Origin of the sequence: Streptomyces sp. CB02414 (genome assembly GCF_001905385.1) — a bacterium.
Lineage (GTDB): Bacteria > Actinomycetota > Actinomycetes > Streptomycetales > Streptomycetaceae > Streptomyces.
In genome coordinates, this window is the sequence record NZ_LIPF01000001.1 from 1,016,071 (window position 1) to 1,039,453 (window position 23,383).

The following is a 23,383-nucleotide window of genomic DNA, read 5'->3' on the forward strand; positions in this document are numbered from 1 at the left end:
CCGGTCCGGGGCCTCCACACCCCCGGCCGGGCCGCCGCCATGTCGGTCACGATTGGGTTTCGGCTTCCGCTCACCCTCTTGTCGAACGCCCGTGTAATCGTTTCCAATCCTCCGTGTAATCGATTCCACGAGGAGGTGGAAACGGCGATGGCGAGCATCAAGGACGTCGCCGTCGAGGCGGGCGTGTCCGTCGCGACGGTCTCGCGCGTCCTCAACGGCCACCCGTCCGTCAGCCCCGGCGCCCGCACCCGCGTGCTGGCCGCCGTCGAGGCGCTGGGCTACCGCCCGAACGCCGTCGCCCGGTCGCTGCGTACCGATCAGACCCGCACCCTCGGCCTGGTCATCAGCGACGTGATGAACCCGTACTTCACCGAACTGGCCCGGTCCGTCGAGGAAGAGGCCCGCGCGCTCGGCTACAGCGTGATCATCGGCAACGCCGACGAGCGGCCCGACCTCCAGGACCACCACGTGACGACGCTGCTGGACCGCCGTATCGACGGGCTCCTCGTCTCCCCCACCGACGGCGGCTCCCCGCGCATGCTGGACGCCGCGCGGGCCGGGACGCCGATGGTGTTCGTCGACCGGTGGATCCCGGGCGTGGACGTGCCCGTCGTCCGGTCGGACGGGCGGGGCGCGGTGCGCGACCTCGTCGCCCACCTGCACGGGCTCGGACACCGGCGGCTCGCCATCATCGCCGGGCCCGCCGCCACCACGACCGGACGCGAGCGCGTCGACGCCTTCCGGGAGGCGCTCGCCGCGTACGGGCTTCCCCTCCCGGACGCGTACACCGGCCAGGGCGACTTCCAAGCGGAGAGCGGGCGCCGGGTCACCGAGGGCTTCCTCGACCTGCCCGAGCCGCCCGACGCCGTCTTCGCCGCCGACAACCTGATGGCGCTCGGCGCGCTGGACGCCGTACGCGCGCGCGGTCTGCGTGTCCCCGAGGACATCGCGCTCGCCGCGTTCGACGACATCCGCTGGTTCGTGCACACCGACCCGCCCGTCACCGCGATCGCCCAGCCCACGGGCGACCTCGGCCGGGCCGCCGTGCGCGCGCTCGTCGACCGGATCGAGGGGCGGACCGGCGAGTCCGTCACCCTGCCGGCGCGGCTCGTCGTGCGCCGCTCGTGCGGTGAGCCCACCCCCGCATCCGAACAACCCCCGTCCCCCTCCCCCGTACGAAGGAGTACGCCGTGAGCAGCCGCAGTCCGGACGACTTGCTGCGCATCGAGGGCATCCGCAAGACCTTCCCCGGCGTGGTCGCGCTCGACAGCGTCGACTTCGACCTGCGCCGGGGGGAGGTGCACGTGCTGCTCGGCGAGAACGGCGCGGGCAAGAGCACCCTCATCAAGATGCTCTCCGGCGCCTACACGCCCGACGCCGGGCGGATCCTGGCCGGCGGCGAGGAGGTGCGCATCCACGGTGCGCAGGACTCCGAGCGGCTCGGGATCGCCACCATCTACCAGGAGTTCAACCTCGTTCCCGATCTCACGGTCGCCGAGAACATCTTCCTGGGGCGCCAGCCCCGCCGGTTCGGGATGATCGACCGGAAGAAGATGGACGCGGACGCGGAGGTGCTGCTGGAGCGGGTGGGGGTCAAGGTGTCCCCGCGCGCGCGGGTGCGTGAACTCGGTATCGCGCGGCTCCAGATGGTCGAGATCGCCAAGGCGCTGAGCCTGGACGCGCGCGTGCTCATCATGGACGAGCCGACCGCCGTGCTCACCTCCGAGGAGGTCGACAAGCTGTTCGCGATCGTGCGGCGGCTGCGCGAGGACGGCGTCGGGATCGTCTTCATCACCCATCACCTGGAGGAGATCGCCGCCCTCGGCGACCGCGTCACCGTCATCCGGGACGGCAGGAGCGTCGGGCAGGTGCCCGCCTCCACCCCCGAGGACGAGTTGGTACGGCTCATGGTCGGGCGGTCGATCGAGCAGCAGTACCCGCGTGAACGCGCCGACGCCGGCGATGCCTTGCTCAAGGTGGAGGGGCTGACGCGGGACGGGGTCTTCCACGACGTCGGGTTCGAGGTGCGGGCCGGTGAGGTCGTCGGCATCGCCGGGCTCGTCGGGGCCGGGCGGACCGAGGTGGTGCGGGCCGTGTTCGGCGCCGACCCGTACGACTCCGGGAGCGTGCACGTGGCGGGCGCGCCGCTGCGGCGGCACGACGTCAACGCCGCCATGGCCGCCGGGATCGGGCTGGTGCCCGAGGACCGCAAGGGGCAGGGGCTCGTGCTCGACGCCTCCGTCGCGGAGAACCTCGGGCTGGTGACGCTGAAGTCGTCCGCCCGCGCGGGGCTCGTCGACCTCAAGGGGCAGCACGCGGCGGCCGAGCGGGTCGCCGGGCAGCTCGGCGTGCGGATGGCCGGGCTCGGGCAGCACGTGCGGACCCTGTCCGGCGGCAACCAGCAGAAGGTCGTCATCGGCAAGTGGCTGCTGGCGAACACCAAGGTGCTCATCCTCGACGAGCCGACGCGCGGCATCGACGTCGGCGCCAAGGTCGAGATCTACCAGCTGATCAACGAACTGACGGCGGCCGGTGCGGCCGTGCTCATGATCTCCAGCGACCTGCCCGAGGTGCTCGGCATGAGCGACCGGGTCGTCGTCATGGCGCAGGGCCGGGTCGCCGGTGAACTGCCCGCCGAGCGGGCCACCCAGGACGCCGTCATGGCGCTCGCCGTCAGCACCCCCCACACCAACGGAACCGGATCGGAGGCCTCCCGTGGCCACTGACACGCTCAAGAGCAAGCCGGGCGCGCAGGGCGGCGCCACGGGCGGCCTGCGCCGCCTGCTGCTCGACAACGGCGCCCTGACCGCGCTGATCGTCCTCGTCATCGCCATGTCGGCGCTGTCCGGGGACTTCCTGACCGCCGACAACCTGCTGAACGTCGGCGTCCAGGCCGCCGTCACCGCGATCCTCGCCTTCGGCGTCACCTTCGTCATCGTCTCGGCCGGCATCGACCTGTCGGTCGGCTCGGTCGCCGCGCTGTCGGCCACCGTGCTGGCGTGGAGCGCCACCGAGGCCGGGATGCCGGTCGTCCTCGCGGTGCTGCTGTCCGTCGCGACGGGCATCGCCTGCGGCCTGGTGAACGGTTTCCTCATCTCGTACGGGAAGCTGCCGCCGTTCATCGCGACGCTCGCCATGCTGTCGGTGGGGCGCGGTCTGTCGCTGGTCATCTCGCAGGGCTCGCCGATCGCCTTCCCCGACTCGGTCTCCCACCTCGGTGACACGCTCGGCGGGTGGCTGCCCGTGCCGGTGCTCGTGATGATCGTGATGGGACTGATCACGGCGTTCGTCCTCGGACGGACGTACATCGGCCGGTCCATGTACGCCATCGGCGGCAACGAGGAGGCCGCCCGGCTGTCCGGGCTGCGCGTGAAGCGGCAGAAGCTCGCCATCTACGCCTTCTCCGGCCTGTTCGCCGCCGCCGCGGGCATCGTGCTCGCCTCCCGGCTCTCCTCCGCGCAGCCGCAGGCCGCGCAGGGCTACGAACTCGACGCCATCGCCGCCGTCGTCATCGGCGGCGCCTCGCTCGCGGGCGGCACCGGCAAGGCGTCCGGCACCCTCATCGGCGCGCTGATCCTCGCGGTGCTGCGCAACGGCCTCAACCTGCTGTCCGTCTCCGCGTTCTGGCAGCAGGTCGTCATCGGTGTCGTCATCGCGCTGGCCGTGCTCTTCGACACGCTGCGGCGCAAGGCGGGCGCGACCACTCCGGCGGCCGGGGCGTCCGGCGGCGGGAACCGGGGCAAGCAGGCACTGACGTACGTCATCGCGGCCGTCGTCGCGATCGCCGTGGTCGGCGCGACCTCGCTGCTGCACAACGGGTCCTCGGACGGCAAGACGCAGAAGATCGGGCTGTCGCTGTCCACGCTCAACAACCCGTTCTTCGTGCAGATCCGCGCCGGTGCCGAGGAGCAGGCGAAGAAGCTGGGCGTGGACCTGACGGTCACCGACGCCCAGAACGACGCCTCCCAGCAGGCCAACCAGCTGCAGAACTTCGTCAGCGGCGGCCTGTCCTCGATCATCGTCAACCCGGTGGACTCCGACGCGGCCGGCCCCTCGGTGCGCTCGGCGAACAAGGACGACATCCCCGTCGTCGCCGTGGACCGCGGCGTCAACGAGGCGGAGACGGCCGCGCTGGTCGCCTCCGACAACGTCGAGGGCGGTGAGCTGGGCGCCAAGGCGCTCGCCGAGAAGCTCGGCGGCCAGGGCACGATCGTCATCCTCCAGGGCCAGGCCGGCACCTCCGCCAGCCGGGAGCGCGGGGCGGGCTTCGCGGCGGGGCTCAAGGAGTACCCGGGCATCAAGGTCGTCGCCAAGCAGCCCGCGGACTTCGACCGCACCAAGGGCCTGGACGTGATGACGAACCTGCTCCAGGCGCACCCCGACATCGACGGCGTCTTCGCGGAGAACGACGAGATGGCGCTCGGCGCGATCAAGGCGCTGGGCTCCAAGGCCGGGAAGTCCGTGCAGGTCGTCGGCTTCGACGGCACGCCGGACGGGCTGAAGGCGGTCCAGGAGGGCACGTTGTACGCCTCCGTGGCGCAGCAGCCCAGGGAACTGGGCAGGATCGCCGTGCAGAACGCGTTGCGCGCCGCCGACGGCGAGAAGACGGAGAAGATGGTGAAGGTGCCGGTGAAGGTGGTCACCAAGGAGAACGTGGCCGGCTTCGAGGGCTGACACGTTCACCGGGACTCACTCAGGGTTCATTGGGATCGGAGAGCGACTCATGTACGACTACGACCTCCTGGTCGTGGGATCGGCCAACGCCGACCTCGTGATCGGCGTCGAGCGGCGGCCGGGGGCCGGCGAGACGGTGCTCGGCACCGACCTGGCCGTCCACCCGGGCGGCAAGGGAGCCAACCAGGCGGTGGCCGCCGCCCGGCTCGGCGCCCGTACGGCGCTGCTGGCCCGGGTCGGCGACGACGACTACGGCCGGCTGCTCCTGGACTCGCAGCGGGCGGCCGGCGTCGACACGGTGGGCGTCCTGGTCGGCGGTGCCCCGACCGGCGTCGCGCTGATCACCGTGGACCCGTCCGGGGACAACAGCATCGTGGTCTCGCCGGGCGCCAACGGCCGGCTGGCACCCGGCGACGTCCGCGCCGCCGCGAGCCTCTTCCACGCCTCCCGCGTGGTCTCCACGCAGCTGGAGGTGCCGCTGGAGACGGTGGTGGAGGTGGTCCGGAGCCTGGCACCGGGCAGCCGGTTCGTGCTGAACCCGTCGCCGCCGCTGCCGCTGCCGCGGGAGGTGCTGGACGCCTGCGACCCGCTGATCGTCAACGAGCACGAGGCGAAGGTCGTCCTCGGCGACGCCCGCGTGAGCGACCGCCCCGAGGACTGGGCCCGCATCCTGCTGGCCAAGGGGCCGCGGTCGGTGGTCGTCACCCTGGGCGCGGAGGGCGCGCTGGTGGCGTCGGGGTCCCAGGTGTCCCGGGTGCCGTCCGTGAAGGTGGACGCCGTGGACACGACCGGCGCCGGTGACGCGTTCACCGCGGCGCTGGCCTGGCGGCTCGGCACCGGCGCGTCGCTCGCGGACGCGGCGGCGTACGCGGCCCGGGTGGGCGCGGCGGCGGTGACCCGGGCGGGCGCGCAGGCGTCGTACCCGACGGCGGCGGAGGTCGAGGCGCTGTGAAGAAGGCGGGGATACTCAACCGGCACCTGTCCGGCGCTCTGGCCGAACTCGGCCACGGGGACGGGGTCTTGGTGTGTGACGCGGGCATGCCCATACCGCACGGCCCGCGCGTCGTCGACCTGGCTTTCCGCGCCGGTGTTCCCTCCTTCGCCGAGGTGCTGGGCGGGCTGCTCGACGAGCTGGTGGTCGAGGGGGCGACGGCGGCGGAGGAGGTCCGTGGCGCCAACGCGGAGGCCGCGGCGCTGCTCGACGGGCACTTCCCCGGCCTCGAACTCGTCCCGCACGAGCGGCTGAAGCAGCTGTCGGCGGGGGCACGGCTGGTGGTGCGGACCGGGGAGGCCCGGCCGTACGCGAACGTGCTGCTGCGGTGCGGGGTCTTCTTCTGACGGAGGACCCCAACGATGACGGGGGGAAGGCCCGAAAACTTCGAGGGGGTCCGGTCGACGACCGGGCCCCCTCGGGTTTCCCTCCCCTTTTCCCTCCCCTTCAGAACCCCTCGGTCCCCCCCCGGGTCCCCCCTTCGGGGTTCTGATGACATGTACGACCCGCGGACCCGCGCAACGGTTGCACGGACCGCGGGACTTATTTTCCGGTGCCCCCGAGATCCACGTGCGCGGCGAACCGCTGTGCCGTCTCGGCCAGCACCTCCCGCCCATCCCGGGCCCACAGCCCCTCGTTGAACAGCTCGACCTCGATGGCGCCGGTGTAGCCGGCCGCCTCCACGTACCCCTGCCACTCGCGCATGTCGATCGCGCCGTCCCCGATCTGTCCGCGGCCGTTCAGGACGCCCTCGGGCAGCGGGGTGGTCCAGTCGGCGAGCTGGAAGGTGTGGATGCGGCCGCCCGCCCCGGCCCGGGCGATCTGCTCGGGCGCCCGGTCGTCCCACCAGATGTGGTACGTGTCGACGGTGACGCCGACCTGGTGGGCCGGGAAGCGTTCGGCGAGGTCCAGGGCCTGGGTGAGGGTGGAGACCACGCAGCGGTCGGAGGCGTACATGGGATGGAGCGGTTCGATGGCGAGGCGTACGCCGTGCCGCTCGGCGTACGGGCCCAGCTCGGCCAGCGCGTCCGCGATGCGCTCCCGGGCGGCGCGCAGGTCCTTGTCGCCGGGCGGGAGACCGCCCGAGACCAGGACCAGGGTGTCGGTGCCGAGGGTGGCGGCCTCGTCGACGGCGCGGCGGTTGTCCGCCAGGGCCCGCGCCCGCTCGTCCGCGCCGGTCGCCGTGAGGAAGCCGCCGCGGCACAGGGTGGTGACGGTCAGGCCCGCGTCGCGGACCAGCTTGGCCGCCGCCTCGACGCCGTACGCCTGGACCGGTTCGCGCCACAGGCCGACGTTGCCGACGCCCAGTTCGCGGCAGGCGGCGGTCAGTTCGGGCAGGGAGAGCTGCTTGACGGTCATCTGGTTGATGCTGAAACGCGCGAGATCGTTCACTGGTCCACTCCGTACAGCGACAGCAGGGTCCGCATCCGCTCCTCGGCCCGCTTCGGGTCCGGGAACAGGCCGAGTCCGTCGGCGAGTTCGTAGGCTCGGGCGAGATGCGGCAGCGAACGGGCCGACTGGAGGCCGCCGACCATCGTGAAGTGGCTCTGGTGGCCCGCGAGCCAGGCCAGGAACACCACTCCCGTCTTGTAGTAGCGGGTGGGGGTCTGGAAGAGGTGGCGGGAAAGGGCGACGGTGGGGTCGAGGAGGGCGCGGAAGCCCTCCGTGTTCCCCGTGTCGAGGACGCGGACCGCCTCCGCCGCCAGCGGGCCCAGCGGGTCGAAGATGCCGAGCAGGGCGTGGCTGAAGCCCTGGTCGTCGCCGGCGATCAGCTCCGGGTAGTGGAAGTCGTCGCCGGTGTAGCAGCGCACGCCCTGCGGGAGGCGGCGGCGCAGGTCGACCTCGCGCCGGGCGTCGAGCAGGGAGACCTTGATGCCGTCGACCTTGTCGGGGTGGGCGGCGATGACCTCCAGGAAGGTGCCGGTCGCCGCGTCGAGGTCGGACGAGCCCCAGTAGCCCTCCAGGGCCGGGTCGAACATCGGGCCCAGCCAGTGCAGGATCACCGGCTCGGTGGCCTGGCGCAGGAGGTGGCCGTAGACGTCCAGGTAGTCGTCCGGGCCCTGCGCGGTCGCGGCGAGGGCGCGGGAGGCCATCAGGATGGCCTGGGCGCCGGACTCCTCGACGACGGCGAGCTGTTCCTCGTAGGCCGCCCGGACCTCGGCGAGGGTGCCGGCGGTCAGCTGGTCGGTGCCCACGCCGCAGGCGACGCGGCCGCCGCACGCCTTCGCCTCGGCGGCGGAACGGCGGATCAGCTCGGCGGCGCCGGCCCAGTCCAGACCCATGCCGCGCTGCGCGGTGTCCATCGCCTCGGCGACGCCGAGACCGTGCGACCACAGGTGGCGGCGGAAGGCGAGGGTGGCGTCCCAGTCGACGGCGGCGGGGCCGTCGGGCGTGGTGTCCGCGTACGGGTCGGCGACGACGTGCGCGGCGGAGAAGACCGTACGGGAGGTGAAAGCGCTTCCCGTACTGAAGGCGACGGGGTCGGTGCGGGGCTCGTAGGTGCGTACGGTGCCGTCGGCGTTCGGCAGGTGGAGGGTCACAGCGCGACCTCCGGCACGTCGAGGCGGCGGCCCTCGGCCGAGGACCTCAGGCCCAGTTCGGCGAGCTGGACGCCGCGGGCTCCGGCCAGCAGGTCCCAGTGGTAGGGGGCGTCGGCGTAGACGTGCTTGAGGAACAGCTCCCACTGGGCCTTGAAGCCGTTGTCGAAGTCCTGGTTGTCGGGGACCTCCTGCCACTGGCCGCGGAAGGCCTCGGTGGCGGGGATGTCCGGGTTCCAGACCGGCTTGGGGGTGGCGGAACGGTGCTGGACGCGGCAGCCCCGCAGTCCCGCGACGGCGGAGCCCTCGGTGCCGTCGACCTGGAACTCGACCAGTTCGTCGCGGTTGACGCGGACCGCCCAGGAGGAGTTGATCTGGGCGATCGTGCCGCCGTCGAGTTCGAAGACGCCGTAGGCGGCGTCGTCGGCGGTGGCGTCGTAGGGCTTGCCGTTCTCGTCCCAGCGCTGCGGGATGTGGGTGGTGGCCAGGGCGTGGACGGACCTCACCCGGCCGAACAGCTCGTGCAGGACGTACTCCCAGTGCGGGAACATGTCGACGACGATGCCGCCGCCGTCCTCGGCGCGGTAGTTCCAGGAGGGGCGCTGGGCGTCCTGCCAGTCGCCCTCGAACACCCAGTAGCCGAACTCGCCGCGCACGGACAGGATGCGGCCGAAGAAGCCGCCGTCGATGAGGCGCTTGAGCTTGAGCAGGCCGGGGAGGAAGAGCTTGTCCTGCACGACGCCGTGCTTGATGCCGGCGGCGTTCGCCAGGCGGGCCAGCTCCAGTGCGCCGTCGAGGCCGGTGGCGGTGGGCTTCTCGGTGTAGACGTGCTTGCCCGCGGCGATCGCCTTCTTGATCGCCTCCTCGCGGGCCGAGGTGACCTGGGCGTCGAAGTAGATGTCCACGGACGGGTCGGCGAGGACCGCGTCCACGTCCGTGGAGACGTGCTCCAGGCCGTGCCGCTCGGCGAGCGCCTTCAGGGCGTGTTCGCGGCGGCCGACCAGGACCGGTTCCGGCCACAGCACGGTGCCGTCGCCGAGGTCGAGGCCGCCCTGTTCGCGGAGGGCCAGGATGGAGCGGACGAGGTGCTGGCGGTAGCCCATGCGCCCGGTCACACCGTTCATGGCGATTCGCACCGTCTTGCGTGTCACGTCGTTCCCTTCGTACGGGCGGTGAGGTGGAGGTCGTGCGGTACAGCAAGCGCTTTCTATGCCTTACGAAGCTAGCCTGTGGACGGTGGTCTGGACAAGACCGGGGCCCTGGCGAGTTGTTCGAGGGGACGAACAGCGGTGGGCCGTGGCCGTAAGGTCACCTGGGACGGGACGGCGGTGCACGGCCGGTGTACGGCACAGGCGCGAGGCGGAGGACTAGGACATGACGGTGACCCTGGCGGACGTGGCGGCCCGCGCCCAGGTCTCCCCCGCGACGGTGTCGCGCGTGCTGAACGGGAACTATCCCGTCGCCGCCTCCACCCGCGAGCGGGTGCTCAAGGCGGTCGACGAACTCGACTACGTCCTCAACGGCCCCGCGAGCGCGCTGGCGGCGGCCACCTCCGACCTGGTCGGCATCCTCGTCAACGACATCGCCGACCCCTTCTTCGGCATCATGGCCGGCGCGGTCCAGTCCGAGATCGGCGGGCCGGGCGGCAGAGCGGGCGGCGAGAGACTCGCCGTGGTCTGCAACACCGGCGGCACCCCGGAACGCGAGCTGACCTACCTCACCCTGCTCCAGCGCCAGCGCGCGGCGGCCGTCGTGCTGACCGGCGGCGCGATGGAGGACGCGGCGCACCAGGCGGCGGTGGCGGCGAAGCTGCGCAAGCTGACGGAGGCCGGGACGCGGGTGGTGCTGTGCGGGCGGCCGCCGGCGCCGCAGACCGGGGCGATCGCGCTGACCTTCGACAACCGCGGGGGCGGCCGGGAACTGACCGAGCACCTCATCGGCCTCGGCCACCGGCGGCTCGGCTACATCGCGGGCCCGGAGGAACGGACCACCACCCGGCACCGGCTGGAGGGCCACCGCGCGGCGCTCGCGGCGCACGGCGTCGAGGAGGACCCCCGCTGGACGGTCCACGGCCGCTACGACCGGCAGTCCGGCTACGAGGCGACGCTGGAGCTGCTGCGCCGGGACCCGACGCTGACCGCCGTCGTCGCCGCGAACGACACCGTCGCGCTGGGCGCGTGCGCGGCGCTGCGGGACTCGGGGCTGCGGATCCCTCAGGACGTGTCGGTGGCCGGCTTCGACGACCTGCCGTTCAGCATCGACGCGGTGCCCGCGCTGACGACGGTCCGGCTGCCGCTCGCGGAGGCGGGGGCGCGGGCGGGGCGGATCGCGATGGGGCGGGAGGAGGCGCCGATCGGGGGGATCGCCACGGTGCGGGGGGAACTGATGGTGCGGGGGTCCTCCGGGGTTCCTCGGGGTTGAGACGCGCGGTTGGTTTCGCGGTGACCCGCGTGGGTGCGGGCGTCGCTGGGGGCTGCCGCCCCCAGGCCCCCGCTTTCGGCCTGGACGGCCTCGTCCTCAAACGCCGGACGGGCTGAGAATGCCCGCCCGCGTCGCAGGAGTGGGCGCCGTGCGGGCGGGTACGCTCCGGCACCATGAAGCTGGCGTTCTCCACTCTCGGTGTCCCCGGTCTGCCCCTGCGCGACGTGCTGGCGCTCGCGACCGCGCACGGCTACCACGGTGTCGAACTGCGCGCCCACCCGGAGGAACCGGTGCACCCGGGCCTGACGCCCGACGAACGGGTCGCGGTCGTGGCCGAGTTCGAGGCAGCGGGCGTCGAGCCGCTGGGCGTGGCGGGGTACGCGCGGGTCGCCGCGCCGGGCGACGACGACGCCGTGCTCGCCGAGGTGCGCGGCCTGCTGGAACTGGCCCGCGATCTCGGTGCCCCGTACGTCCGGGTCTTCCCCGGCGGGGGCGGTGAGCAGAGCCCCGAGGAGGCGGACTCGACGGCCGCCCGGCGGTTGGGCACGGCCGCCGAGTACGCCGCCGACCTCGGCGTGCGCGTCCTCCTGGAAACCCACGACTCGCACCGTACGGGCGCCGACGCGATGCGCGTCCTCGGCCTGGTCGGGCACCGGCAGGTGGGGGCGCTGTGGGACGTGATGCACACCTGGCTGGGCGGCGAGGAACCGCCCGAGAGCTACCTGGCCCTCGCCCCGCACCTCGGGTACGTCCAGGTCAAGGACATCGCCTCCGCCGACGACACCACCCCGCTGCCGCTCGGCGCCGGTGTGCTGCCGCTGGGCGAGTGCGTGGAGGTGCTCTCCCGCGAGGGCTGGGACGGCTGGCTGTGCTGGGAGTACGAGAAGCGGTGGTACGAGGCGGCCGACCCGCTGCCCGGCCTGCTGGACGCGGGGCGTGAGCACCTGGTGCGGCTGCTCAACGAGTCGGCCTGACCAAGGCCGGGGTCACCGGGCGGGCGCCAGTTCGGTGACGGGCCCGTCGAAGGACGCGCGCAGGCGCCGGTCGTGGGAGACGACGACGAGGGTTCCCTCGTAGCAGGCCAGGGCGGCTTGGAGGTCTTCCATCAGGGCGGGCGAGAGGTGGTTCGTCGGCTCGTCGAGCAGCAGCAGGCCGTGCGGTTCGGCGACCAGGCGGGCCAGTTCCAGGCGGCGTCGCTGACCGGTGGAGAGGTCGCCGACGGGCCGGTCCAGGTCCGCCGCGCGGAACAGACCGAGGGCGAGCAGCGTATCGGCGCGGTCTTCCCCGAAGGCCGCTCGCACCGGCCGACGTGCCGCCTCGGCGGTCATGGGCGCGGCCACCTGGCGCAGGAGACCGGCCCGCTCGGGGCGTCGTACCGTCGCGCCGGGCTCGGGGGTCAGTTCACCCGCGAGGACCCGCAACAGGGTGGTCTTGCCCGCGCCGTTGGGGCCGGTGACCAGCAGCCGTCCGCCTGCCGGGACGCGCAGGGCGTCCAGGGCCAGACGGCCGGGCACCCGCACGTCGGCCAGTTCCACGCCGCCGTCGTCCGCCGTGCCCCTCAGTGCGGCGGTGAACCGCAGGGGTTCGGGCGGGGCGGGCGCCGGGTTCTCGGTGAGGCGGTGCAGGCGCTCGCGGGCGTTGCGGATGCGGCCCATCGCGCCGTGCGTCCGGGAGCGGGCCCGGAAGGCACCCGCGCCGCTGAACGCCCAGGGGCCCTTGCGCGGGATCGCGTCGAGGCGTCCGATGTGGGAGTCGGCGAGGCGGGACTGGCGGGTGACCTCGGCCCGCCACTCCTCGTACTCCCGTGCCGTACGGGCGCGTTCGGCGGCCTTCGCCGTGAGGTAACCCTCGTAGCCGTCGCCGTAGCGGCGTACCGAGCGGGTGTGGTCGTCGACCTCAAGGACCACGTCGGTGACCCGGTCGAGGAAGGCGCGGTCGTGGGTGACGGCGACGACGGTGCCCCGGTGTGCGCGCAGGCGTCCCTCGAGCCAGGCCACGGCCTCGTCGTCCAGGTCGTTGGTGGGCTCGTCGAGCAGCAGGAGCTCGGGCGCCGAGGCGAGGGTGGCGGCCAGGGCGAGCCGGGAGCGCCGGCCGCCGGAGAGGGTGCCGAGCCGCCGGGCGCGGTCCAGGCCGGCCGGCTCGCCGAGGTGGCGCAGGGCCACGTCGACCCGGCGGTCGGCGTCGTATCCGCCCCGGGCCTCGAACTCCGCGACGAGTGCGGCGTACCGCTCGTAGGCGGCCGGTTCGTCGCCGTCCAGGGCGGCGCCCGCCTCGCGGATGCGGCGTTCGAGGAGGCGCAGGCCGCTCAGGGCGAGGCCGACGGCGTCGCCGACGGTGGCCGAGCCGGGCAGGTCCAGGGTCTGCGCCAGGTGTCCGACGCCGCCCGGGGCGACGACGGTGACCTCCCCGTTGTCGGGGCGCTCGGCGCCGGCCAGGAGGCGGAGCAGGGTGGACTTGCCGGAGCCGTTGTCCCCGACGACGGCGACCTTCTCGCCGGGCCGGACGGTGAACGACACCCGGTCCAGGACCACGTGGTGGGTGTAGCGCTTGGTGACGTCGCTGACGGTCAGCTGGGAGGCGGCGGGGCGGGCGGCGGCGGGTACTGCGGCGCTTGGGAACAAGTGGGGCCCTTCGGTGGACTACCGGGTCATTGGACGAGACGTCTCGTCTTGTCAGCGACTCTACGCCGGGTGCGACCGGAACGCAAGACGCGGCGTCTCGTTGCGGACTCCGGCGGTGCAGTGGCGGCGGGAGCGGCGGCGGGGGCCGCACCCGACCGGGACCGTCCACGTGCTTCCGCTCCCCTTCCGCCCCACCCCTCCCCCACGCCCCGACTTCGGCAAGGACCGGTGCCGAGTGGGAACCCCGGGGCGGCCGGGCGCGTCCAATCCGCGCTGCCGGAAGAGTCTCCGTGGTGCGGTGTCGGCCTCGCTGCTGGCTGCGATCGCTGACCACCCTCTCCAGCCGTACCGCGGCCGGCAGCACGCCGCCGCCGGCGCGCCCCCCTCCCAAGCGCCGGCGGCGGCCCCTCCGGTCCACCGCCCGCCGCTTGTGGCGATGCCTGTGCGCTCCCTTGACTGGCAGAAACTTCCCGGATATTGGTGACTCCTTGGAAGTTTCCTTCAGCAGCCCTTCAGCGACTCCAGCGATTCCCAGCGGATCACTCCGGAAGGAGCGCACGTGCACCACAGCAGCACGGCCGGCACGGGAAGCACCGCACACCCCTCCAGACGTACCGTCCTCACCGCCACCGCGGTCGTCACCGCGGCCCTGGCCGCCGGCGGCGGCACCGCGTACGCCGACGCCCGCAGGCCCGACGACGACAAGCTGCGCGCCCTCATCTCCCGCATGACGCTGGAGGAGAAGGTCGGCCAGCTCTTCGTCATGCGCGTCTACGGCCACTCCGCCACCGACCCCGACCAGGCCGACATCGACGCCAACCTGAAGGAGATCGGCGTCCGCACCGCGGCCGAGCTGATCGCCGAGTACCGGGTCGGCGGCATCATCTACTTCGCCTGGGCGCACAACACCCGCGACCCGCACCAGATCGCCGGCCTGTCCAACGGCATCCAGAAGGCGTCGCTCGAACTGCCGCGCGGCCTTCCGGTCCTCATCTCCACCGACCAGGAGCACGGGATCGTGGCCCGCGTGGGCGAGCCGGCGACCCTCTTCCCCGGCGCGATGGCCGTCGGGGCCGGCGGGTCTCGGTCCGACGCCCGCACCCTCGGGCGGATCGCGGGCGCCGAGCTGCACGCCATGGGCATCCGCCAGGACTACTCCCCCGTCGCCGACGTGAACGTCAACCCGGCCAACCCGGTGATCGGCGTACGGTCCTTCGGCGCCGACCCGGACGCGGTGGCGGAGCTGGTAGCCGCCGAGGTGACGGGGTACCAGCGGTCCGGGGTCGCCGCGTGCGCCAAGCACTTCCCGGGGCACGGCGACACCGCCACCGACAGCCACACCGGATTCCCTGTCATCACCCACAGCCGCGAGCAGTGGGAGGAGCTGGACGCGCCGCCCTTCCGCGCCGCGATCGAGGCCGGCATCGACGCCATCATGACGGCCCACCTCATGGTCCCGGCGCTCGACGACTCCGGCGACCCCGCCACCCTCTCCCGCCCCATCCTCACCGGCATCCTGCGCGAGGAGCTGGGCTACGACGGGGTCGTGGTCACCGACTCCCTCGGCATGCAGGGCGTACGGACCAAGTACGGCGACGAACGGGTGCCGGTGCTGGCGCTGAAGGCCGGCGTCGACCAGTTGCTCAACCCGCCGGACCTGCCGCTCGCCTGGAACGCGGTCCTGACGGCCGTGCGCGAGGGCGAGCTCACCGAGGCGCGGCTCGACGAATCGATCCTGCGGGTGCTGCGGCTGAAGGCGAAGCTGGGGCTGTTCCGGGACGCGTACACCAGCCGCCGGGACGTCGACCGCACCGTCGGCACCCGCGGTCACCTGGCCGCCGCGGACCGGATCGCCGAACGGTCCACCACGCTCCTCGTCAACGAGGGCGGGCTGCTGCCGCTGTCGCGCCGGGAGCACCGCGAGGTGCTCGTCGTCGGCGCCGACCCCGCCTCCCCCTCGGGCACGACCGGCCCGCCGACCGGTGTCCTCGCGGGCGCGCTGACGGAGCTGGGCTTCGCCGCGACTGCCCTGTCCACCGGCACGGCGCCCTCCGCCGCCGTCATCGACCGCGCGGTCGCGGCGGCCGGGAACGCGGACGCGGTGGTGGTCGCGACGTACAACGTGACGGCGGGCAGCAGTCAGCGCACGCTGGTCGCGCGGCTGCTGGAGACCGGCAAGCCGGTCGTCGCGGTCGCCATCCGCAACCCGTACGACGTGGCCCAGCTCCCGGACGTCCCCGCCTTCCTCGCCGCCTACTCCTGGACGGACGTCGAGGTGCGGGCCGCCGCCCGGGTGATCGCCGGACGGGTACGGCCGCGGGGCAAGCTGCCGGTTCCGGTGGTGCGGGCGGACGATCCGGAGACGGTGCTGTACCCGCTCGGGCACGGGCTGTCGTACCGCTCGTAGGCGGTCGTGGCCGGTCGTCGACCGTAGTGCGCCTACGCCACGCGCCGGGGGCGCCCCCGTCACCCGTGCGCAATGCACCCCGCGCGTCTGGCGTGCCCCGCTGCGGCGGGTCACGCTGGACGGGGGATCCGGGGGGATGGCGATGCGTGGGAGATCGGCTGTGCGGGCGCTGGGCGCCCTGTCGGCGTGGTGCGCCGTGCTGCTGACGGGGTGCCAGAGCCCGACGGGCCTGGCGGGCGGCGGCGCCACGGACGACGGAACGTCCGCCGCCGCGAGTGCCTCGGGTCCGGCGGCCGTGCGGCCCTCCGGGTACGGGGCGGTGTTCCTCGCCATCGACGAGTGCAGTTCGTTCGGGACGGTCAGCTTCACCGAGGTGCCGTGCGCCAGTGAACGGGCGGCGGCGCGGGTCGTGGCCCGGGAGGACGGCCGGGCGGCCGACGGACCGGCGTGCCCCGCGACCACCGACTTCGTCCTGCACATCAGCGAGCAGCGCCCCTCCGCCGACGAGGACGGCGACGGGGCCGTGCCCCAGGGCTACGCCTGCATGCGCAGGCTCCAGCCCCCGCACCCCGGCGACCCGGGCGGCGGGGGCGGTCCGCGCACCATCGTCGGCGACTGCGTCTACGACGCCGGCGACGGCAAGGTCCGCGAGACCGCCTGCGACGGTTCGGAGAAGAAGAAGCCCCAGTTCAAGGTGGTCGAGGCGGTCGCCGCCCGGTCGGACTGCCCCGCCTCGACCGGGCTCTACGTCCGCCTCGGCGGCGAACGCCCAGTGGGCTGCGCCCGGCCGCTGTGAGCGCCTCAAGGGCTCACACCCGACCGGCCGGGCACAACCACCGTCCGCACCGCCCTACGGGCGCAGCGCCGGCTCCCGCTGGACGTCCCGCTTGTCCAGCTTGGCGTCGAACTTCGCCAGCGGCGCGGCCGCCGACGGGTTCTCGCGGACCTCGGCGGGGGCGACGTCCGCCCAGTCGAGGATGCGGGCCGTGGCGAGGGCCTTCTCCTCGGGCACCAGACCGGCGACGTTGGCGCCGTGGTTCATGCCGGGCGCGGTCATGACGTACGAGTCGCGCGCGCCGTGGCCCAGCCGGAAGGGCTCGGCACCCCACGGGTCGTTCTCGCCGTACACGAACAGCATGTGCCGGGCGTTGTGCCGCACCCAGCGGTCGACGTCCCGCATCGCCCACGGCTGGAACCGCATGTCGATGTCGCGCGGCACGAAGTTGCGCGGCGGCTGGTAGCCGTAGCGGATGTACTTCTTCTCGATGTGCGGGAAGTGGATCGTCGGCGCGCCCAGCTGCGTGCCCGCCTGGTAGTAGTACGGCGTGTACGGGGCGAGCCCCTGGTCCGTGTAGAAGGAGAAGCCGGAGATCGAGTCGACGGAGTTCCAGATCTCGTCGTCCGTCGCGTTCTTCGCGTCGGCCGGGATGTCCGCGCAGTCCTTCACGGTGCTGTACTGCCAGAAGCCCCAGACGTAGTCCAGGACGACGGCCTCGTAGGCGCGGTCGAGGCTGCCGATGGTGTCGAAGGTGTACCCGTTCTCGGCCGCGTACGCCTCGTACTTCTCCTTCAGCGGCGCCCGGCGCACCAGTGCCTCGCGCTGCACGCCGTTCAGCCGGTCGCGGCACTCCTCGGTGCCGACGCGGGCGAAGAAGCGGTCGTAGGCCGAGTCCTCGCGGTTGACGACGTCGTTGGGGGCGACGTAGGCGACGACGCCGTCCATGTCGCGCGGGTAGAAGCGCTCGTAGTAGGTGGCGGTCATGCCGCCCTTGGAGCCGCCCGTGGAGATCCAGTTCTCCGAGTAGACGGGCTTGAGCGCCTTGAAGATGCGGTGCTGGTCGCTGGCCGCCTGCCAGATGTCCAGCTTCGACCAGTCGGCCGGCTCGGGCCGGGACGGGGTGAAGTAGCGGTACTCCATGGAGACCTGGTTGCCGTCCACGATCTGGGTCGGCTCGCGGCGGCTGGGGTTGGTGGAGACGCTGTAGCCGCCGGTGTAGAAGACCGTCGGGCGGCTCACGTCCTTGTGCAGCACGGTGATCCGCTGCTGGAACGTGCCCTTGTACGGGCGCCGGTGGTCGACCGGCTGGGTGTAGTTGAGGACGAAGAAGCGGTAGCCGGTGTACGGCTTCTCCTCGATCAGGCTCATGCCCGGTATGGACAGGAGCCGGTCCTTGATGTCGACGGCCTTCGGCTCGGCGGCGGTGGCCGCGCCCGCCGTGCTGACGGTGCCTATGAGCACCACGAGCGCCAGCAGCCATCTGAGCGCCTTGCGCATGCACCCTCCCTGTGAAACAGATGTGCGCCGGAAGCTATCGGAGCAAGTCACCCGTACACCAGGGGAGATCGCGAAATGGCCGGCGGCGGTGGCCGCCGGGACGGCCCAGCGGTCGTGCTCAGCAGAGGATCCAGCCGGAGCTGACCGAGCGCCCGGACACCGTGCCCCGCACCCACACGCAGCGGTTCCCCACGTGTACGGTCACCGGCCCCGCCCGGTGGGCGAACCGCCCCGAGTCCACGACCGGCCGGCCGCCGCGCGCCTGCACACTGATGGACATCTGCCGTTTGGAGCCGGACTTCTTCGGGACGGTGACGGCGCAGACGTAGCCGCTGCGCTCGTACACGAGGACCGAACCGGTGGCGAACGGCAGCGTACGGACCTTGCGCCCCGGGCACGGCGCCGCGGCCTGCGCCTGCTGCGGCACCGCGACGGCGAGCAGCCCGGCCGCCGTCAGCACGGCCGTGCCGAGCGCCAGCCGCCGGCGTATGCCGGCACCACCCTGACCCACCGTGGTCCTCTCCGTCCCGTCCGTTCCCCTGTACGGCGATCACCGTCGTACGGGTGTACGGACGCACGGCACCGGTGGAAGGTTGCGCGAGGTCAGTGCAGCGCGCCGACCGGCTCCTCCGGTTCGGCGGCGCCGACGAACGTCCGCCACAGCCGGGCGTACCGCCCGTCGAGCGCCAGCAGTTCCTCGTGCGTGCCGTCCTCGGCGACCCGCCCGTGGTCCATGACGACGACGCGGTCCGCGCGGGCGGCCGTGGTCAGCCGGTGCGCGACGACGAGCGTGGTACGGCGGCCCGCGATGCGGTCGGTGGCCTGGTTGACCTGCGCCTCCGTGGCCAGGTCCAGGGCGGCCGTCGCCTCGTCGAGGAGCAGGACGTCCGGGTCGACCAGCTCGGCGCGGGCCAGCGCGATCAGCTGCCGCTGCCCGGCGGAGAGGTTGCGGCCCCGCTCGGCGACCTCGTGGAGGTAGCCGCCGGTGAGCCGGGCGATCATCTCGTGGGCGCCGACGGCCCGCGCCGCCGCCTCCACCTCGGCGTCGGTGGCGTCGGGGCGGCCGTAGGCGATGGCGTCGCGGACGGTGCCGGGGAACAGGTACGCCTCCTGCGGGACGACCCCGAGCCGGTGCCGGTAGGAGGTGAGGTCCAGGTCGCGCAGGTCCTGCCCGTCGGCGGTGACCCGGCCGCCGGTCGGGTCGTAGAACCGGGCCACCAGCTTCACCAGCGTCGACTTGCCCGCGCCGGTCTCGCCGACGAACGCGACGGTCTGCCCGGCCGGAATGCGCAGGTCGATGCCGGTGAGGGCTTCCTCGTCGTCCCCGTACCGGAAGCGCACGTCCTCGAAGGCGATCTCGCCGCGCAGGGACGTGACCCCGGCCGGCTTCTCGGCGGCCCGGGTGGAGGTCGGCTCCCGCAGCAGCTCCTGGATGCGGCCGAGGGAGACGGACGCCTGCTGGTAGCCGTCGAAGACCTGGGAGAGCTGCTGGACGGGCGCGAAGAACAGGTCGATGTAGAGCAGGTACGCCACCAGCGCGCCCGTCGTCAGCGTCGCGTTGTCGATCCGCACACCGCCGACGACCAGTACGGCCGCGGCCGCCCCCGACGCCAGCAGCTGCACGAACGGGAAGTAGACCGAGATCAGCCACTGGCCCCGGATGCGGGCCTGCCGGTAGCTGTCGCTGCGCTCGGCGAACCGCCGCCCGCCGTCGTGCTCGCGCCGGAACGCCTGCACGATCCGCAGCCCCGCCACCGACTCCTGGAGGTCGGCGTTGACCGTGGACACCCGCTCGCGGGCCAGCTCGTACGCCTTCACGCTGGCCCGGCGGAAGAAGTACGTGGCGATGATCAGCGGCGGCAGCGTCGCGAACACGACCAGCGCCAGCTGCACGTCGATCACCAGCAGGGCGACCATGATGCCGAAGAAGGTGACGACCGAGACGAAGGCGGTGACCAGTCCCGTCTGGAGGAACGTCGACAGCGCGTCCACGTCCGTCGTCATCCGGGTCATGATCCGGCCGGTCAGCTCGCGCTCGTAGTAGTCCAGGCCGAGCCGCTGGAGCTGGGCGAAGATCTTCAGCCGCAGCGAGTACAGGATGCGTTCGCCGGTCCGGCCGGTCATGCGGATCTCGCCGGTCTGCGCCGTCCACTGGGCGAGCACGGCCAGCAGCCCCAGCAGCGAGGCCGCCCAGACCGCGCCGAGCGCGAGCTGCGTGACGCCCTCGTCGATGCCGTGCCGGATCAGCACCGGCAGCAGCAGCCCCATGCCGGCGTCCACGGCCACCAGGGCGAGGCTGATCAGCAGCGGGGTGCGGAAGCCGCGCAGCAGCCGCCGCAGTCCGTACGACTCCTCCGGCTCGACCGCCCGTGCCTCGTCGACCTCCGGTTTCCCGTCGGCCGGGGGCAGCGCGTCGACCTGGGCGAGCAGCTCCGGGGTGGCCGGGGTGCCGGCCAGGGCGGCGTCCCGGGGTGTGCGGTCGCCGGTCCACAGGCGCGGAGTGACCCCGCGCTCGGCGTCGAACTCGGCGTCCAGCTCGTCGCGGACCGAGGTGTCCTCGGCGGGCGCGGCGGGCCGGGCGTGCCCCGGGGAGACCCCGCCCAGCTCGTCGGGGTCGGTCAGCAGCCGCCGGTAGAGGGCGGAGCGCTCCTGGAGCTCCTCGTGGGTGCCGAGGTCGGCGAGGCGGCCCCGGTCGAGTACGGCGATGCGGTCGGCGAGGCCGAGGGTGGAGCGGCGGTGGGCGATCAGGAGGGTGGTGCGGCCCCGCATGACCTCCTTCAGCGCCTCGTGGATCTCGTGCTCGACGCGGGCGTCCACGGCGGACGTGGCGTCGTCGAGGACCAGCAGCCTGGGGTCGGTGAGGATGGCGCGGGCGAGCGCGACGCGCTGGCGCTGGCCGCCGGAGAGGGTCAGGCCGTGCTCACCGACCGTGGTGCCGTAGCCGTCGGGCAGCTCGGTGATGAACCCGTGCGCCTGCGCGGCCCGGGCGGCGGCCTCGATCTCCTCGTCGGTGGCGTCGGGGCGGCCGTAGGCGATGTTGGCGCGCACGGTGTCCGAGAAGAGGAAGGAGTCCTCGGGCACCAGGGCGATGGCGGCCCGCAGCGAGTCGAGGGTCAGCTCGCGCACGTCGTGGCCGCCGACCAGGACGGCGCCGCGCGTCACGTCGTAGAAGCGCGGCAGGAGCAGGGAGACCGTGGACTTGCCGGAGCCGGAGGAGCCGACGACGGCGAGGGTCTCGCCGGGCCGGATCTCGAAGGACAGACCGTCTAGGACGGGCGTGCTCTGGCCGTCCCCGTCCCCGTCCCCGTCCCCGTAGGCGAAGGACACGTCGTCGAACTCGACGGTGGCGGGCGCGTCGGCGGGCAGCTCCTTGGTGCCGTCCTCGATCGCGGGTTCGGTGTCTATCAGGTCCAGCACCCGCTCGGTGCCGGCGCGGGCCTGCTGGCCGACGGTGAGGACCATGGCGAGCATGCGGACCGGGCCGACGAGCTGGGCCAGGTACGTGGAGAAGGCGACGAAGGTGCCGAGGGTGATGTTGCCGCGCACGGCCAGCCAGCCGCCGAGGGCGAGCATGGCGACCTGGCCGAGGGCCGGGACGGCCTGGAGGGCGGGCGTGTAGGTGGCGTTCAGCTTGATCGTCCGCAGCCGCCCGGCGAAGAGCCTGCGCCCGACCTCCCTGAGCTTGCCGGTCTCCTGCTCCTCCTGCCCGAAGCCCTTCACCACGCGTACGCCGCTCACCGAGCCGTCGACCACACCGGCCACGGCGGCGGCCTGCGCCTGCGCGTACCAGGTGGCCGGGTGCAGGCGGGTGCGGCTGCGGCGGGCGATGAACCACAGGGCGGGCGCCACGGCGAGCGCGACCAGGGTGAGCGGCGGGGACAGCCACGCCATGATCACGAGGGAGATCAGGAAGAGCAGGACGTTCCCGATGGTCATCGGGAGCATGAAGAGCAGGCTCTGGATCAGCTGGAGATCGCTGGTCGCCCGCCCGACCACCTGCCCGGTGGACAGTTCGTCCTGGCGCCGCCCGTCGAGCCGGGTGATCGTCCCGTACATGTCGGTGCGCAGGTCGTGCTGGACGTCGAGGGCGAGCCGGCCGCCGTAGTAGCGCCGGATGTAGGTCAGGACGTAGACGACGACCGCGGCGCCGATCAGCAGACCGGCCCAGACGGCCATGTCCCTGGTCTTCGCGCCGATCACGTCGTCGATGATGACCTTCGTGATCAGCGGGACCAGGGCCATGACGGCCATGCCGCCCAGCGAGGCGCCGAAGGCGAGGATCACGTCCTTGGGGTAGCGCCAGGCGTAGCCCGCCAGCCGTCGTGCCCATCCCCGTTGCGCGTCCACGCCGTGCCCTCCGGTCGTCCGTCGGTCGTCCTGCTCACCTGATCTACCGGAAGGCACCAACACGGGCGAGCGGGGATTTCATCCCGCGGCGACGTTTCAGGCCCGCACGCGGAGCTGGAGGAAGCGGGTCGTCTGTACGGAGTTCTGGTTGTCGTCGCTGACGATCAGGACGTCCAGGCGGCCCTTGCTCCGGCCGGTGACGGCCATCCCCTCGAAGTTGTCGAGGAGCGGGTTGGGCTGGGGCTGCTTCGCGGTGGCGCCGAGGGTGGGGCAGCCGGCCAGGTCGGCGAGGAGGGTCTTGCCGAGTGCGGTGCCGCCGCCGGGCCGGTCGGTCAGGTACAGGCGGACGGTGTTGCCGACGCCGGAGGTGAAGCCGCGTTCGAGCACGAGGAGGCGGCCGGAGGGGGTCGCGGTGACCTCGGAGACACCGAGGCCGCCGTCCGTCCGGTACGTGTACCGGGTGCCGGGCAGGAAGTCGCCGTGCCCGGTCCGCCGCCAGCTCTGGAGGCGGACGAGGCCGGCGGGGTCGCCGGCGAGCGGGTACTCCATGGCGGCGATCAGGGTCCGGCCGCCCGGCAGGAGGGTCAGCCCCTCGAAACTGCCGTTGGCCCGGGCGCGGCCCTCCGGGGCGGTGCGCAGGTCGTCCGGCACCGGGAGGCGGCCGAGGATCTCGCCGGTACGGGAGTAGCGGCGGACGGACGGCTCGGTCTCGGAGGAGACGAGGTAGGTGCCGTCCCGGTCGGCGACCAGTCCCTCGGCGTCGAGGGCGGCGCCGTTCTCGTCGGCGAGCGGTATCACGTCCCGTGGCTGGAGGGAGCGTGCGTCCAGCCGGAAGAGGGCGGAACGGTCGGAGAGGGCGGCGACGGTGCCCCGGCGGTCCCGGGCGAGCGCGGAGAGGTTGCCGACGTAGGTGCCGTCGTGGGTGGTCTTGTCCAGGGCGTCGGAGTAGCCGGTGAGGGAGACGCCGGGCGAGCAGGCGTGCCCGGGCGGCCTGTCGTGGGCGGCGGCGGGTCCGGCGGCGACGAGGCAGCCGGCCGCCGCGAGGCTCGCGGTGAGGGTGGCGAGGGAGGTGCGGAGCGTTCTCGGGCGGAGCGTTCTCGGGCGCATGGG

Annotated in this window: 17 protein-coding genes; 9 read left to right on the plus strand and 8 right to left on the minus strand. The window is 73.1% G+C overall.

Features of this window, described 5'->3' with window-relative positions; translation table 11 throughout:
* Nucleotides 1-147 precede the first annotated feature (147 nt).
* The 5 genes from AMK11_RS04585 to rbsD are packed head-to-tail and all read left to right on the plus strand — an operon-like array spanning nt 148 to nt 6,012.
* On the plus strand, nt 148-1,194 hold the full coding sequence (locus AMK11_RS04585) for a LacI family DNA-binding transcriptional regulator (RefSeq protein WP_073723236.1): 1,047 nt from the start codon (nt 148-150) through the stop codon (nt 1,192-1,194).
* Nucleotides 1,191-2,726: a sugar ABC transporter ATP-binding protein gene (locus AMK11_RS04590; RefSeq protein WP_073723238.1), complete on the plus strand. Its 1,536-nt coding sequence runs from the start codon at nt 1,191-1,193 to the stop codon at nt 2,724-2,726. The genes AMK11_RS04585 and AMK11_RS04590 overlap by 4 nt, the downstream gene beginning before the upstream one ends.
* A complete protein-coding gene (locus AMK11_RS04595) occupies nt 2,716-4,674 on the plus strand; it encodes an ABC transporter permease/substrate-binding protein (protein WP_073723240.1) in 1,959 nt (652 codons plus the stop codon). The genes AMK11_RS04590 and AMK11_RS04595 overlap by 11 nt, the downstream gene beginning before the upstream one ends.
* 49 nt (nt 4,675-4,723) lie before the next feature.
* On the plus strand, nt 4,724-5,626 hold the full coding sequence (locus AMK11_RS04600; protein ID WP_073723242.1) for a ribokinase: 903 nt from the start codon (nt 4,724-4,726) through the stop codon (nt 5,624-5,626).
* Complete coding sequence (rbsD, locus tag AMK11_RS04605; protein ID WP_073723244.1) at nt 5,623-6,012, plus strand: D-ribose pyranase; 390 nt, start codon at nt 5,623-5,625, stop codon at nt 6,010-6,012. Before AMK11_RS04600 ends, rbsD begins: the two co-directional genes overlap by 4 nt.
* A gap of 196 nt (nt 6,013-6,208) precedes the next feature.
* Here rbsD and AMK11_RS04610 read toward each other — a convergent pair whose 3' ends face one another.
* Genes AMK11_RS04610 through AMK11_RS04620 form a run of 3 tightly spaced genes read right to left on the minus strand, consistent with a single transcriptional unit; the run spans nt 6,209 to nt 9,353 of the window.
* Entirely contained in the window at nt 6,209-7,057 is an 849-nt protein-coding gene (locus AMK11_RS04610; RefSeq protein ID WP_073723246.1) for a sugar phosphate isomerase/epimerase family protein, read from the minus strand.
* The gene (locus AMK11_RS04615) at nt 7,054-8,205 is read right to left on the minus strand and encodes a dihydrodipicolinate synthase family protein (RefSeq protein ID WP_073723248.1); all 1,152 of its coding nucleotides are present in this window, start codon (nt 8,203-8,205) and stop codon (nt 7,054-7,056) included. The genes AMK11_RS04610 and AMK11_RS04615 overlap by 4 nt, the downstream gene beginning before the upstream one ends.
* A complete protein-coding gene (locus AMK11_RS04620; RefSeq protein ID WP_073723250.1) occupies nt 8,202-9,353 on the minus strand; it encodes a Gfo/Idh/MocA family protein in 1,152 nt (383 codons plus the stop codon). Before AMK11_RS04620 ends, AMK11_RS04615 begins: the two co-directional genes overlap by 4 nt.
* A gap of 223 nt (nt 9,354-9,576) precedes the next feature.
* Between AMK11_RS04620 and AMK11_RS04625 the strand changes: the two genes are divergently transcribed.
* Together AMK11_RS04625 and AMK11_RS04630 are read left to right on the plus strand one after the other, a co-directional pair.
* Nucleotides 9,577-10,623, plus strand: a complete 1,047-nt coding sequence (locus tag AMK11_RS04625) for a LacI family DNA-binding transcriptional regulator (RefSeq protein ID WP_073723252.1) — start codon at nt 9,577-9,579, stop codon at nt 10,621-10,623.
* Between the two features lie 173 nt (nt 10,624-10,796).
* Nucleotides 10,797-11,597 carry a sugar phosphate isomerase/epimerase family protein gene (locus AMK11_RS04630; protein ID WP_073723254.1) on the plus strand — a complete coding sequence of 267 codons (801 nt, stop codon included), beginning with the start codon at nt 10,797-10,799 and terminating at the stop codon, nt 11,595-11,597.
* Nucleotides 11,598-11,609: 12 nt separating this feature from the next.
* On the opposite strand, the gene abc-f is transcribed toward AMK11_RS04630, so the two are convergent.
* Entirely contained in the window at nt 11,610-13,244 is a 1,635-nt protein-coding gene (gene abc-f, locus AMK11_RS04635) for a ribosomal protection-like ABC-F family protein (protein ID WP_073723256.1), read from the minus strand.
* A 559-nt stretch (nt 13,245-13,803) separates the two neighbouring features.
* Here abc-f and AMK11_RS04640 point away from each other — a divergent pair.
* Nucleotides 13,804-15,651, plus strand: coding sequence for a glycoside hydrolase family 3 protein (locus AMK11_RS04640; RefSeq protein WP_073723258.1), 1,848 nt, complete (start codon nt 13,804-13,806; stop codon nt 15,649-15,651).
* A gap of 142 nt (nt 15,652-15,793) precedes the next feature.
* Nucleotides 15,794-16,447 carry a hypothetical protein gene (locus AMK11_RS04645; RefSeq protein WP_073723966.1) on the plus strand — a complete coding sequence of 218 codons (654 nt, stop codon included), beginning with the start codon at nt 15,794-15,796 and terminating at the stop codon, nt 16,445-16,447.
* Nucleotides 16,448-16,501: 54 nt separating this feature from the next.
* On the opposite strand, the gene AMK11_RS04650 is transcribed toward AMK11_RS04645, so the two are convergent.
* The 4 genes from AMK11_RS04650 to AMK11_RS04665 all read right to left on the minus strand — a co-directional run bounded on the left by AMK11_RS04650 (nt 16,502) and on the right by AMK11_RS04665 (nt 23,380).
* Nucleotides 16,502-17,926, minus strand: a complete 1,425-nt coding sequence (locus AMK11_RS04650) for a S28 family serine protease (protein ID WP_073723260.1) — start codon at nt 17,924-17,926, stop codon at nt 16,502-16,504.
* Between the two features lie 118 nt (nt 17,927-18,044).
* Nucleotides 18,045-18,437, minus strand: coding sequence for a hypothetical protein (locus tag AMK11_RS04655; protein ID WP_079187211.1), 393 nt, complete (start codon nt 18,435-18,437; stop codon nt 18,045-18,047).
* Between the two features lie 92 nt (nt 18,438-18,529).
* Complete coding sequence (locus AMK11_RS04660) at nt 18,530-22,273, minus strand: ABC transporter ATP-binding protein (RefSeq protein WP_073723262.1); 3,744 nt, start codon at nt 22,271-22,273, stop codon at nt 18,530-18,532.
* Nucleotides 22,274-22,369: 96 nt separating this feature from the next.
* On the minus strand, nt 22,370-23,380 hold the full coding sequence (locus AMK11_RS04665) for an esterase-like activity of phytase family protein (RefSeq protein ID WP_073723264.1): 1,011 nt from the start codon (nt 23,378-23,380) through the stop codon (nt 22,370-22,372).
* Nucleotides 23,381-23,383: the final 3 nt, after the last annotated feature.

Coding starts and splice junctions, on each gene's coding strand:
- AMK11_RS04665 (WP_073723264.1), bottom strand. CDS start 23,380: ATGCGCCCGAGAACGCTCCGCCCGAGAACGCTCCGCACCTCCCTCGCC.
- AMK11_RS04650 (WP_073723260.1), bottom strand. CDS start 17,926: ATGCGCAAGGCGCTCAGATGGCTGCTGGCGCTCGTGGTGCTCATAGGC.
- AMK11_RS04625 (WP_073723252.1), top strand. CDS start 9,577: ATGACGGTGACCCTGGCGGACGTGGCGGCCCGCGCCCAGGTCTCCCCC.
- AMK11_RS04600 (WP_073723242.1), top strand. CDS start 4,724: ATGTACGACTACGACCTCCTGGTCGTGGGATCGGCCAACGCCGACCTC.
- AMK11_RS04630 (WP_073723254.1), top strand. CDS start 10,797: ATGAAGCTGGCGTTCTCCACTCTCGGTGTCCCCGGTCTGCCCCTGCGC.
- AMK11_RS04645 (WP_073723966.1), top strand. CDS start 15,794: ATGCGTGGGAGATCGGCTGTGCGGGCGCTGGGCGCCCTGTCGGCGTGG.
- AMK11_RS04585 (WP_073723236.1), top strand. CDS start 148: ATGGCGAGCATCAAGGACGTCGCCGTCGAGGCGGGCGTGTCCGTCGCG.